Origin of the sequence: Aeromonas sp. R2-2 (assembly GCF_040908355.1) — a bacterium.
GTDB classification, from domain to species: domain Bacteria; phylum Pseudomonadota; class Gammaproteobacteria; order Enterobacterales; family Aeromonadaceae; genus Aeromonas; species Aeromonas veronii.
In genome coordinates this window covers 108,771-120,179 of the sequence record NZ_JBFODQ010000031.1, presented here as the reverse complement: position 1 = coordinate 120,179, position 11,409 = coordinate 108,771, and the positions used below count along the sequence as shown (strand labels likewise).

Genomic DNA, 11,409 nt, shown 5'->3' with positions numbered 1-11,409 from the left:
AGCCGTGATGATTAAGTGTTCCATACCCCGACTCCGGTCGGGGTTTGTCAATTTCAGGGAACCGTTATGATTCGTTTTGACAAGGTCAGCAAGGTATACAGCGGCGGCCATCAGGCGCTGCAAAAGGTCAGCTTTCACCTGCGCAAGGGAGAGATGGCCTTTCTGACCGGGCACTCGGGGGCGGGCAAGAGTACCCTCCTCAAACTGATCAGCGTGATGGAGCGTCCGACCGATGGTCGCGTCTTCTTTCATGGCGATGATGTCAGCCATATCCAGCGCAGCCAGATCCCCTATGTTCGCCGCCAGATCGGGATGATATTTCAGGATCACCGCCTGCTGATGGACCGCACCGTGTTCGACAACGTGGCGCTGCCGCTGGTGATCGATGGCTACAGCCATGCGGACATCAACAAGCGGGTGGCGGCGGCGCTGGACAAGGTGGGGCTGCTCGGCAAGGAGCGCTACCAGCCGCGCATGCTCTCCGGTGGTGAGCAGCAGCGGGTCGGTATCGCCCGCGCCATCGTCAACAAGCCGCCGCTGCTGCTGGCGGATGAACCGACCGGCAACCTGGATCCCCAGCTCTCCATGGACATCATGCGGCTATTCCAGGAGTTCAACAATTTTGGGGTCTCGGTACTGATTGCTACCCACGATCTGGGGCTGATCGCGCGCATGCGCTATCGCACCCTGACCCTCAAGGCGGGTCGCATGTATTCGGCCGGGGAGGAGCTCTGATGGCTATCGTTCGTCATAAACAACCGCCGCTGCGCCGTCTGATGATGTACGGGGTTGATCATGTGCGGCAGGCGTTTGCCAGTCTCGGGGAGCTGTGGCGCAATCCGCTCGCCTCCCTGATGACGCTGGCAGTGCTTGGCGTCAGTCTGGCGCTGCCATCCTGCTTCCACGTGCTGCTGAAAAACGCCGAGGTCGTGGAGGGGAGCTGGCAGAGCAGTTCCCAGATCTCCCTTTACCTGCGCAAGGATCTGCCGGAGCAGAGCATTCTCGATCTGCAGCACAGGATCCTGCTCTATCCCGAAGTGGATTCGGTCACCTACCTGAGCCGTGACGATGCGTTGCGGGAGTTTCGCGAGATCTCCGGCTTCGGCGATGCCCTCGATTATCTGGACAGCAACCCGCTACCGCCTGTGCTGAGCGTCATTCCGGATCCACGCTGGCAGAACCCTGAAGGGGCCGCCGAGCTGCTCAGCAAGCTTAACAACGAAGTGGGAGTCGAGCAGGGCAAGCTGGATCTGCAGTGGCTGACGCGGTTGCAGGGGATCATGAACCTGCTGCGCCACACCATTACCGGTATCGCGGTGCTGCTGCTCTCCGCCGTGTTGCTGATCGTCGGCAATACCCTGCGTCTCAACATCCTCAACCAGCGTTCCGAGATTGAAGTGCTCAAGCTGGTGGGGGCGACCGACTCCTTTATTCATCGTCCTTTCCTCTATACCGGCATCTGGTTCGGGGTGATCGGCGGCATGCTGGCCTGGTGGCTGACCGAGGTGATGGTGATCTGGAGCGAAGGGGTGGTGAAGGAGCTGGCGGGCTTGTATAACAGTAACTTCCGGCTGGTTGGCATGGGAGCGGTAGACGGGATCAATCTGATCTTGCTGGGCGCCTTGCTGGGGCTGATTGCCTCCTGGTTCTCGGTCCATCGCCACATTCGCGACATCGAGCCATCCTGATTACTTTGTCATCAAAGTAAATCGCTGGATTTTGAGAGGCGGATCAAGTAAAAGAGGGGCCGTTTCTGGCTTGGCCCCCATAGTCAGAGTATTCTGAATAACAATGATCTTCCGGATCTTCGCTAGATCCAGTGAACCTTCTGATTTATAAGCAGTCTATTAAAGCTGAAGCATTTATACGGGTGTGGCCCCTCTGCCTTGCTCGTCAGACTTGGCAAGCATGTGAAGGTTGCGAGCTCCGCAACAATGGACTTAGCATGCTACTTTTCGGGGGTCCTTCATTGTGACCCCCTTTTTTTGACTGTTCATTCATGATTCATCCTGCAGGCTTAAGATAAGCCGGTCTAAAACTGGGCATGTTCTTTGATACACGCCGCAGAATGGCATCCGGTCAGTAGACAGACCCTCTCAGGGTGTTAGACTGATTCGATTGAAAAGTAAGAGGTAACAGATGGGAACTTCATTGCAGCGCACTATGGCTCTGATTCCGCAAGGTAGTCTGGAAGGCTATATCCAGGCAGTAAACTCTATTCCTGTGCTGAGCGCAGAGGAAGAGCGTGAACTGGCTGAGCGTTTGCAGCAGGATGGCGATCTCGAGGCTGCCCGTCAGCTGGTTATGTCGCACCTGCGCTTTGTCGTTCATGTCGCCAAGAGTTATGCCGGTTACGGTCTGCCTCAGGCCGATCTGGTTCAGGAAGGCAACATCGGCCTGATGAAGGCGGTCAAGCGCTTCGACCCGACGGTCGGCGTGCGTCTGGTCTCCTTTGCCGTGCACTGGATCAAGGCCGAAATCCACGAATATGTCCTGCGCAACTGGCGCATGGTCAAGGTGGCGACCACCAAGGCCCAGCGCAAGCTCTTCTTCAACCTGCGCAAATCCAAAAAGCGTCTGGGCTGGCTGAACCACGAAGAGGTTCAGGCCGTGGCGGCCGATCTCGGCGTTTCTGCCGCTGACGTGACCGAGATGGAAGCGCGGATGGCCAACTACGATCAGGCGTTCGATCTGGTTGGTGATGATGAGGAAGAGGGCGGTTTCGCTCCGGTTCACTATCTGGAGGACAAATCCTCCGATCTGGCAGCGACCATCGAGAATGACAACTGGGACGATCACGCGACCCGTCGCCTGAGTTCTGCCCTCGCCACCCTGGATGAGCGCAGTCAGCACATCATCCGCGCCCGCTGGCTCGATGATGACAGCAAGACCACTCTGCAGGAGCTGGCCGATACCTACGGCGTCTCTGCCGAGCGTGTGCGTCAGCTTGAGAAAAACGCACTCAAGAAGCTGAAAGATGCCATGGAAGCCTGATGCTTCCTCTCATAAAAACAGGGCCTGATGGCCCTGTTTTTGTTTCGCAGGGATCTGGTCGGCCTTGCTTTGGTTACCCTTGAGTGTGTTATGTTGCCGCCACTGCCACATTAGGGAGAGCAGAAGTGAAACTGTTGAACGACCTGTTTACCAACAACCGTGAGTGGGCCGAACGGATCAAAGCCGAAGATCCCAATTTCTTTGCCACTCTTTCTGCCCAGCAGGCCCCCGAATACCTCTGGATCGGTTGTTCCGACAGCCGGGTCCCCGCCAACCAACTGATGGGGTTGCTGCCGGGGGACGTCTTCGTCCACCGCAACGTCGCCAATCTGGTGGTACATACCGATTTCAACTGCCTCTCCGTGCTGCAATACGCGGTAGAAGTGCTCAAGGTGAAGCACATCATCGTCTGCGGTCACTATGGCTGCGGCGGCGTCAAGGCCGCGATGCAGAATCAGGAGCTGGGTCTCATCGACAACTGGCTGCGCAACATCAAGGATGTCTACTTCAAATACGGTGAAGAGCTCGAGGCCATCGAGGATGAGCATGAGCGCTTCGACTACCTGTGCGAGCTGAACGTGGCCGAGCAGGTCGCCAACGTCTGCCACACCACCATCATCCAGAACGCCTGGCGCAAGGGGCAGGAGCTGGCGGTGCATGGCTGGATCTACGGGATTAAAGACGGTCTGCTGCACGATCTCGATCTCTGCATCAGCGGGCCGGATCAGATCCCCGATGTCTACCGCGCCTGGCCGGACATGCGTCCGCCCCACCGTCGGCGCTAGGGAGCTTCATGGTGGCGCCAGCCCTCTATCTGCAGATCAAACAGCATATTCTGGACGGGATCCGCGAACGTCACTATCAGGCGGGGGACAGGATCCCGACCGAAGCGGCCCTGTGCGAGCAGTTCACCGTGAGCCGGATGACGGTCAACCGGGCGCTGCGGGAACTGGTGGCGGAAGGGTGGCTGGTGCGTACCGCCGGTTCCGGCAGCTTCGTGGCGGACCGGCGCACCGAGTCGCCGCTGCTGGCTATTCGCAATATTGCCGACGAGATCGCCGAGCGTGGCGGTGAGTACAGCGCCCGGGTGATCCGGCTGCAGCGGCTGGCCGCCGACGAGAAGGTGGCGGTACAACTGGGGCTGCGGGTTGGCGCCCCCATCTTTCACAGCCTGATCGTCCATCAGGCCGATGGGGAGCCGTTGCAATTGGAGGAGCGCTTCGTCGATGCCGGGCGTTTGCCGGGCTATGGCGAGCAGGATTTTACCCAACAGACCCCCAACCGCTATCTGATGGATGTCTGCCCCCTCTCCGAGATGGAGCACGTGGTGGAAGCCGTGTTGCCCAGCGCCGGTGAGGCGGGATTGTTGCAGATCCGCGTGGATTCCCCCTGCCTGTTGTTGCACCGGCGTACCTGGTCGGAGGGGCATCTCGTCTCCTACGCCCGTTTGCTCTCCCCCGGTTCCCGCTACAAGCTCAGCTCCAAGACTCAGCTGGAGTGAATGTCTATACAAATCGATTTTTGCAAAGCCCACCTCCTGGTGGGCTTTTTTGTGCTTAAACTCTAAGTTTGATGCTGTTATCAGGATGTGAACGCCGCTCTTTCTTTCGTCATAGAGATCGACTATAAGAATATGTATATACATTTGAGGTCGCTATGAACAAGGAACTGTTGAACTGCGAGCGGGTCTGGCTCAACGTGACGCCCGCTACCCTGAATGATGAGCTGGCCGACTACGGTCTGCTGCCGCTCCACGCCATCGGCGTGAAGGATGGCAAGATCCACTCGCTGGTGCCGATGGCCGAGCTTAAGGGGCCCCATCCTGCTCACTGGCAGGATATGCAGGGCAAGCTGGTCACCCCCGGCCTTATCGATTGTCACACCCATCTGGTCTTCGCCGGCAGCCGTGCCGAAGAGTTCGAGCTGCGCCAGAAAGGGGTGCCCTATGCGGAGATCGCCCGTCGGGGTGGCGGCATCATCAGCACGGTGCGTGCGACCCGTGCCGCCAGCGAAGAGCAATTGTTCGAGCTGGCGCTGCCGAGGGTGACATCCCTGATCCGCGAAGGGGTCACCACGGTGGAGATCAAGTCCGGCTATGGCCTGACGCTGGATGACGAACTCAAGATGCTGCGGGTGGCCCGCCGACTGGGAGAGGCGTTGCCGATCCGGGTCAAAACCACTCTGCTGGCGGCCCATGCGGTGCCGCCGGAGTATCGCGACGATCCCGACAGCTGGGTCGAGACCATCTGTCAGGAGATTATCCCGGCCGCCGCCGAGGCGGGTCTGGCCGATGCGGTAGATGTCTTCTGCGAGCACATCGGCTTTTCGCTGGCCCAGACCGAACAGGTCTATCTGGCGGCGGATCAGTACGGCCTGCCGGTGAAGGGGCATATGGATCAGCTCTCCAATCTCGGTGGCAGCACCCTCGCTGCCAACTTTGGCGCCCTCTCGGTGGATCATCTGGAGTATCTGGATCCGGAAGGGATCCTGGCGCTGGCCCACCGTGGCGTGGTCGCCACCCTGCTGCCCACCGCCTTCTACTTCCTCAAAGAGACCAAGCTGCCGCCGGTTGCCGCCCTGCGCAAGGCGGGGGTGGCGATGGCGGTCTCCTCCGATATCAACCCAGGTACCGCCCCCATTGTCTCGCTGCGGATGGCCATGAACATGGTCTGCACCCTGTTTGGACTGACCCCATTGGAGGCCATGGTCGGGGTGACCCGTCACGCCGCCAAAGCGCTCGGTGAGCAGGATCGCCTTGGCCAGCTCAGGGTGGGGATGGCGGCCGATTTCCTGATCTGGCACTGCGCCCATCCGGCCGAGCTGAGCTACATGGTCGGCGTCGATCAGCTGGCAGGCCGCATCTTCAAAGGCGAGGAGACTCTCCATGGATAAGTTCAACCCGATCGACATGTCGCTCTGGCAGGGACGACAGGATCCGGAAGATGGCGAACTGGCCCTGCGCTGGCATGACAAGGTGCAGCCCTGGGCCGCCGGGGCACAAGAGGCAGCAGGTGTAGTGCTGCTCGGTTTTGCCTGCGATGAAGGGGTGCGCCGCAACAAGGGGCGTGTCGGCGCCGCCGGTGCGCCGCAAGCGGTGCGCAAGCTGCTGGCCAACACTGCCTGGCACCTGAATCGCCCCGTCTACGATGGCGGGGATGTGAGTTGCCCCGATGATGATCTCGACGCTGCCCACGGCCGTCTGGCCGAGCAGGTCGCCGCTGCGCTCGATCTAGGCCACTTCCCGCTGGTGCTGGGGGGCGGTCACGAGGTGGCTTTCGGCAGCTGGAGCGGCCTCAACCTGCATCTGGCGGGTCAGGGGCGAGTCGGCATTATCAATTTTGACGCCCACTTCGACCTGCGCATGAAGCAGGAGCAGGCCAGCTCCGGCACCCCCTTTTTCCAGATCGCCGAGCAGTGCGCCGCTCAGGGCACGCCGTTTCACTACGCCTGCCTTGGGGTGGCCGAGACCGCCAATACCCAAGCCCTGTTTGCCCGTGCCAAGGCGCTGGGTGTGTGGCATGTGCTGGACGAGGCGATGACCCAGACCGAACTGCCAGCCTTGCTAAGCGGGCTGGACGCCTTTATCGCCGATTGTGATCACCTCTATCTGACCATCGATCTCGACGTGCTGCCGGCGGCCGTGATGCCGGGAGTGAGCGCCCCCGCCGCCCGCGGCGTGGAGCTGGCGGTGATCGAACCGCTGATCGCCCATATCCGGGCCAGCGGCAAGCTGTGGCTCGCCGATCTGGCCGAGTATAACCCGACGCTGGATCAGGACAACCGCAGTGCCCGCGTGGCCGCGCGGCTGGTTCATCTGTTGACCCGTTAACCCTTTGGCCACCCATCGCCGAAGGCACCCTATTGATACAACAAGGAGTGTGTATGTCTGTGCAACAGCAGGATCCCCGTCATGATCCTAACCGCGTGATCCGTGCCCCGCGCGGTACCGAGCTGACCGCCAAGAGCTGGCTCACCGAGGCGCCGCTGCGGATGCTGATGAACAACCTGGACCCCGAGGTGGCCGAGCATCCCCAGTCGCTGGTGGTCTATGGCGGCATCGGTCGCGCTGCCCGCAACTGGGCCTGCTTTGACAAGATCGTCGAGGTGCTGACCCGGCTCGAGGAGGATCAGACCCTGCTGGTGCAATCCGGCAAGCCGGTCGGGGTGTTCCAGACCCACAAGGATGCGCCGCGGGTGCTGATCGCCAACTCCAATCTGGTGCCCCACTGGGCCAACTGGGAGCACTTCAACGAGCTCGATAAGAAGGGCCTGATGATGTACGGCCAGATGACTGCGGGCTCCTGGATCTACATCGGCACCCAGGGGATAGTGCAGGGCACCTACGAAACCTTCTTCGCGGTGGCCAACCAGCACTTCAACGGTGAACCCAAAGGGCGCTGGATCCTCACTGGTGGGCTCGGTGGTATGGGTGGTGCCCAGCCGCTGGCCGCCACCATGGCCGGTTTCTCGATGATCGCGGTGGAGTGCGACGAGACCCGCATCGATTTTCGTCTGCGCACCCGCTATGTGGACAAGAAGGTTCACAGTCTGGATGAGGCGCTGGCCATGATCGAAGGGGCCAAACAGAGCGGCACCGCCGTCTCCGTCGGCCTGCTCGGCAACGCCGCCGACGTCTTCGCCGAGCTGGTGGCCCGTGGTATCACCCCGGATGTGGTGACCGACCAGACCTCTGCCCACGACCCGATCCACGGCTACCTGCCGCAGGGTTGGAGCGTGGCCAAGTGGCGCGAGCTGCAGCAGAGTGCCCCGCAGGAGGTGAATCTGGCCGCTCGTCGCTCCATGGCCCGTCAGGTGGAGGCGATGCTGACCCTGCAAGAGCGCGGCGCGGCGACTCTGGATTACGGCAACAACATTCGCCAGATGGCGCTGGAGGAGGGGGTGGCGAACGCCTTCGACTTCCCCGGCTTCGTCCCCGCCTACATTCGCCCGCTGTTTTGCGAGGGGATAGGCCCGTTCCGCTGGGTGGCCCTCTCCGGCGATCCGGAAGATATCTACAAGACAGATCAGAAGGTGAAAGAGCTGATCCCCGATGATCCTCACCTGCACAACTGGCTCGACATGGCCCGCGAGCGCATCGCGTTTCAGGGACTGCCGGCGCGGATCTGCTGGGTCGGGGTCAAGGATCGGGTACGGCTCGGTCTGGCCTTCAACGAGATGGTGAAAAACGGCGAGCTGAAAGCCCCCATCGTCATCGGTCGCGACCATCTGGATTCCGGCTCGGTGGCGAGCCCGAACCGCGAGACCGAGTCGATGATGGATGGCTCCGATGCCGTCTCCGACTGGCCGCTGCTCAACGCCCTGCTCAACACCGCCGGTGGCGCGACCTGGGTTTCGCTGCATCACGGCGGCGGGGTCGGCATGGGCTTCTCCCAGCACTCCGGCGTGGTGATCGTCTGTGACGGCTCCGATGACGCTGCCCGCCGCGTCGGTCGGGTGCTGCGCAACGATCCGGCCACCGGGGTGATGCGCCACGCGGATGCCGGCTACGAGATTGCCATCAACTGTGCCCATGAGGCGAAACTGGATCTGCCGATGATTGACGGCGCCAACGGTGTCAAAGGAAAGGTGTAACACCATGTTTGAATTGACTATTACTCCGGGCGAGCTGGATCTTGCCACCCTGCGCCGCGTCAGCCGCGAGCCGGTACATATTTCACTGGATCCGGCCGCGCTGCCGGGGATCCACGCCTCCGCCGCCGTGGTTACCAAGGTGATCGAACAGAACCGGGTGGTGTATGGCATCAACACCGGTTTTGGCCTGCTGGCCAACACCCGCATTCCGGTGGAGCAGCTGGACGAGCTGCAGCGCTCCATCGTGCTTTCCCATGCGGCAGGGATTGGCGAGTACATGGATGACGCTACCGTGCGGCTGATGATGGTGCTCAAGCTCAACTCGCTGGCGCGCGGCTTCTCCGGCATCCGGCTGACGGTGCTTGAGGCCTTGATGACCCTTATCAACGCCGAAGTCTATCCGGTAGTCCCGAAGAAGGGATCCGTCGGTGCCTCCGGCGATCTGGCGCCGCTGGCTCATATGAGCTGCCTGCTGATCGGTGAAGGCAAGGCCCGCCACAAGGGCGAGCTGATCGACGCCGCTACTGCGCTGAAAATTGCCGGGCTCGAGCCTATCGCGCTGGCGCCCAAAGAAGGATTGGCGCTGCTCAACGGCACTCAGGCGAGCACCGCCTTCGCGCTGGAAGGGCTGTTCCATGCCGAGGATCTCTATGCCGGTGCCATCACCATCGGCGCCATGAGCGTGGAGGCGGCGCTTGGCAGCCGCCGGCCGTTCGATGCACGCATCCACGTGGTGCGTGGTCAGCGTGGCCAGATCGACGCGGCCGCCTGCTATCGCCACCTGCTGGTGGATGGCAGCGAGATCGGCATGTCCCATCACAACTGCGAGAAGGTACAGGATCCCTACTCATTGCGCTGCCAGCCGCAAGTGATGGGGGCTTGCCTGACCCAGATCCGCCACGCTGCCGAGGTGCTGGTGTGTGAGGCCAACGCGGTCTCCGACAACCCGCTGGTGTTTGCCGATGACGAGGAGATCCTCTCCGGCGGCAACTTCCACGCCGAGCCGGTGGCCTTCGCTGCCGACAATCTGGCGCTGGCCATCGCCGAGATCGGTTCCCTGTCAGAGCGGCGGATGGCGCTGCTGATCGACTCTCGGATGTCCGGTCTGCCGGCGTTTCTGGTCAATAATGGCGGGGTCAACTCCGGCTTTATGATCGCTCAGGTCACCTCGGCGGCGCTGGCCTCCGAGAACAAGACCCTGGCCCATCCCGCCTCGGTGGATAGTCTGCCCACTTCCGCCAATCAGGAGGATCACGTCTCCATGGCGACCTTCGCCGGCCGCCGACTGGCCGATATGGCCGAGAACACCCGCGGCATTCTGGCAGTTGAACTGCTGGCGGCGGCGCAAGGGCTCGATTTTCGCGCGCCGCTGCGCAGTACCGAGCTGATCGAGCTGGCCAAGGGGCGACTGCGGGCAGAGGTGAGCTTCTACGACAAAGACAGGTACTTCGCGCCGGATATCGAAGCTGCCGCCGCCCTGCTGGGCCGTGCCAGCTACAACGACCTGATCCCGGCCGGGGTGCTGCCCAGCCTGTAAGCCTTGATCACCCTTCTCTCCTGGCGGGAGCAGGGGGGGATGAGGGGGAAGCCGCTTCACAGGCGCCGGTGACAGCCGGGAGCAGATAACAAAAGACCGCTCAATCGGGCGGTCTTTGCGTTTCTGACGTTGGTTGAACGCGGTTATTCGTGTTCGAACATCAGGAACAGATAGACCACAAACAACACCAGATGGGTCGCTCCATGGAGCACATTGGTGCGGCCGCTGCTGAAGGTCACTTTACAGACCATCAAGGTCGTGACCAGCAGCACCATATCGGCGGGGGAGAGGCCGAGGCGCACCTCCTGACCCAGCATGGAGCCGATAAAGAGCACGGCAGGCACGGTGAGGGCGATGGTGGCCAGCACCGAGCCGAAGTAGAGGTTCATTGCCCGCTGCAGCTGGTTGTTGAAGGCGGCCTTGATGGCGCCGACTGCTTCGGGAGCCAGCACGATGCAGGCCACGATAAAGCCGCCCAGTGCGGCGGGTGCTTCCATCACATGCACCCCGTAGTTGATGGGGATGGCCAGGGTCTTGGCCAGCAGGATCACTACCAGCAGGTAGGCGAGCAGCAGGATGGTGTGATAGACGTTGCTCTGCAGCGGGCCGTGGTGCTCCTCATAATCCTCGTGATCGCTGTCGACGAAGAAGTGGCTGTGGCTGCGGGTCTGGATCAGCAGAAAAACCCCATAGAGCAGGATCGAGATGATGATCAGCATCCATGACATGGCGCGCGACATACTGCCGATTGCACCGCCCTCGGTGAAGTTGGGCAGCACCAGACAGAGCAGGGCCAGCGGGATGATGGCCACCAGATAGGATTTCACTCCGTCCAGATTGAAGCTCTGGGTGTGGTAGCGCCAGCCGCCAAACAGCAGGGTGAAGCCCACCAGACCGGTACTCACCAGCATCACTACCGCAAACATGGTATCGCGGGCCATGGTGGGGTTGGGCTCGCCGGTCAGCATCACCGAGGAAATCATCACCACCTCCAGCGAGATGACCGAGAGGGTGAGGATCAGAGTGCCGAAGGGCTCGCCCAGCTTGATGGCGAGGGCATCGGAGTGGCGCACGACCGAGAAGATGGCCCAGGTGACGATGGCCAGTAGTGCCGCCGAAACCGGAAGATAGATCCCGAGCGGAGTTGTCTCTGTCAGCAGGTCACTGCCCAGGGTCTTGAAAAAGAGCAGGGTCAGCAGGCCAACGGGCAGGGCAATCTCTTGCCGGATAACTGTCTTCATAGGCAATGGTTCTCTATTGGGGGTCTTGACGACCGGATGACGTAA

General features: G+C 61.3%; 10 protein-coding genes. 9 read left to right on the top strand and 1 reads right to left on the bottom strand.

What is annotated here, in order from left to right:
* Positions 1 to 66 precede the first annotated feature (66 nt).
* The 9 genes from ftsE (at position 67) to hutH (ending at position 10,123) form a co-directional block, all read left to right on the top strand.
* The gene (ftsE, locus tag AB5Z09_RS06240) at positions 67 to 735 is read left to right on the top strand and encodes a cell division ATP-binding protein FtsE (RefSeq protein ID WP_005339995.1); all 669 of its coding nucleotides are present in this window, start codon (positions 67 to 69) and stop codon (positions 733 to 735) included.
* Positions 735 to 1,688, top strand: a complete 954-nt coding sequence (gene ftsX, locus AB5Z09_RS06235; RefSeq protein ID WP_005339996.1) for a permease-like cell division protein FtsX — start codon at positions 735 to 737, stop codon at positions 1,686 to 1,688. The genes ftsE and ftsX overlap by 1 nt, the downstream gene beginning before the upstream one ends.
* Before the next feature lie 451 nt (positions 1,689 to 2,139).
* Entirely contained in the window at positions 2,140 to 2,994 is an 855-nt protein-coding gene (gene rpoH, locus AB5Z09_RS06230; protein ID WP_005339997.1) for an RNA polymerase sigma factor RpoH, read from the top strand.
* Positions 2,995 to 3,119: 125 nt separating this feature from the next.
* Complete coding sequence (gene can, locus AB5Z09_RS06225) at positions 3,120 to 3,779, top strand: carbonate dehydratase (protein WP_042076162.1); 660 nt, start codon at positions 3,120 to 3,122, stop codon at positions 3,777 to 3,779.
* Positions 3,780 to 3,790: 11 nt separating this feature from the next.
* Positions 3,791 to 4,495: a histidine utilization repressor gene (gene hutC, locus AB5Z09_RS06220; RefSeq protein WP_041202413.1), complete on the top strand. Its 705-nt coding sequence runs from the start codon at positions 3,791 to 3,793 to the stop codon at positions 4,493 to 4,495.
* Positions 4,496 to 4,650: 155 nt separating this feature from the next.
* Entirely contained in the window at positions 4,651 to 5,886 is a 1,236-nt protein-coding gene (gene hutI / locus AB5Z09_RS06215) for an imidazolonepropionase (RefSeq protein ID WP_368194868.1), read from the top strand.
* Positions 5,879 to 6,823 (top strand): formimidoylglutamase, encoded by a 945-nt coding sequence (gene hutG / locus AB5Z09_RS06210; protein WP_368194867.1) that lies wholly within the window; start codon positions 5,879 to 5,881, stop codon positions 6,821 to 6,823. The genes hutI and hutG overlap by 8 nt, the downstream gene beginning before the upstream one ends.
* 53 nt (positions 6,824 to 6,876) lie before the next feature.
* On the top strand, positions 6,877 to 8,586 hold the full coding sequence (gene hutU / locus AB5Z09_RS06205; protein ID WP_368194866.1) for a urocanate hydratase: 1,710 nt from the start codon (positions 6,877 to 6,879) through the stop codon (positions 8,584 to 8,586).
* Between the two features lie 4 nt (positions 8,587 to 8,590).
* Positions 8,591 to 10,123, top strand: a complete 1,533-nt coding sequence (gene hutH, locus AB5Z09_RS06200; protein ID WP_368194865.1) for a histidine ammonia-lyase — start codon at positions 8,591 to 8,593, stop codon at positions 10,121 to 10,123.
* Positions 10,124 to 10,266: 143 nt separating this feature from the next.
* On the opposite strand, the gene AB5Z09_RS06195 is transcribed toward hutH, so the two are convergent.
* Complete coding sequence (locus tag AB5Z09_RS06195; RefSeq protein ID WP_040069504.1) at positions 10,267 to 11,364, bottom strand: calcium:proton antiporter; 1,098 nt, start codon at positions 11,362 to 11,364, stop codon at positions 10,267 to 10,269.
* Positions 11,365 to 11,409: the final 45 nt, after the last annotated feature.

Bases quoted from the DNA above. Each gene is read 5' to 3' on its own strand.
- hutI (WP_368194868.1), top strand. From the start codon at position 4,651: ATGAACAAGGAACTGTTGAACTGCGAGCGGGTCTGGCTCAACGTGACG.
- ftsX (WP_005339996.1), top strand. From the start codon at position 735: ATGGCTATCGTTCGTCATAAACAACCGCCGCTGCGCCGTCTGATGATG.
- rpoH (WP_005339997.1), top strand. From the start codon at position 2,140: ATGGGAACTTCATTGCAGCGCACTATGGCTCTGATTCCGCAAGGTAGT.
- hutG (WP_368194867.1), top strand. From the start codon at position 5,879: ATGGATAAGTTCAACCCGATCGACATGTCGCTCTGGCAGGGACGACAG.
- hutU (WP_368194866.1), top strand. From the start codon at position 6,877: ATGTCTGTGCAACAGCAGGATCCCCGTCATGATCCTAACCGCGTGATC.
- AB5Z09_RS06195 (WP_040069504.1), bottom strand. From the start codon at position 11,364: ATGAAGACAGTTATCCGGCAAGAGATTGCCCTGCCCGTTGGCCTGCTG.
- ftsE (WP_005339995.1), top strand. From the start codon at position 67: ATGATTCGTTTTGACAAGGTCAGCAAGGTATACAGCGGCGGCCATCAG.
- hutH (WP_368194865.1), top strand. From the start codon at position 8,591: ATGTTTGAATTGACTATTACTCCGGGCGAGCTGGATCTTGCCACCCTG.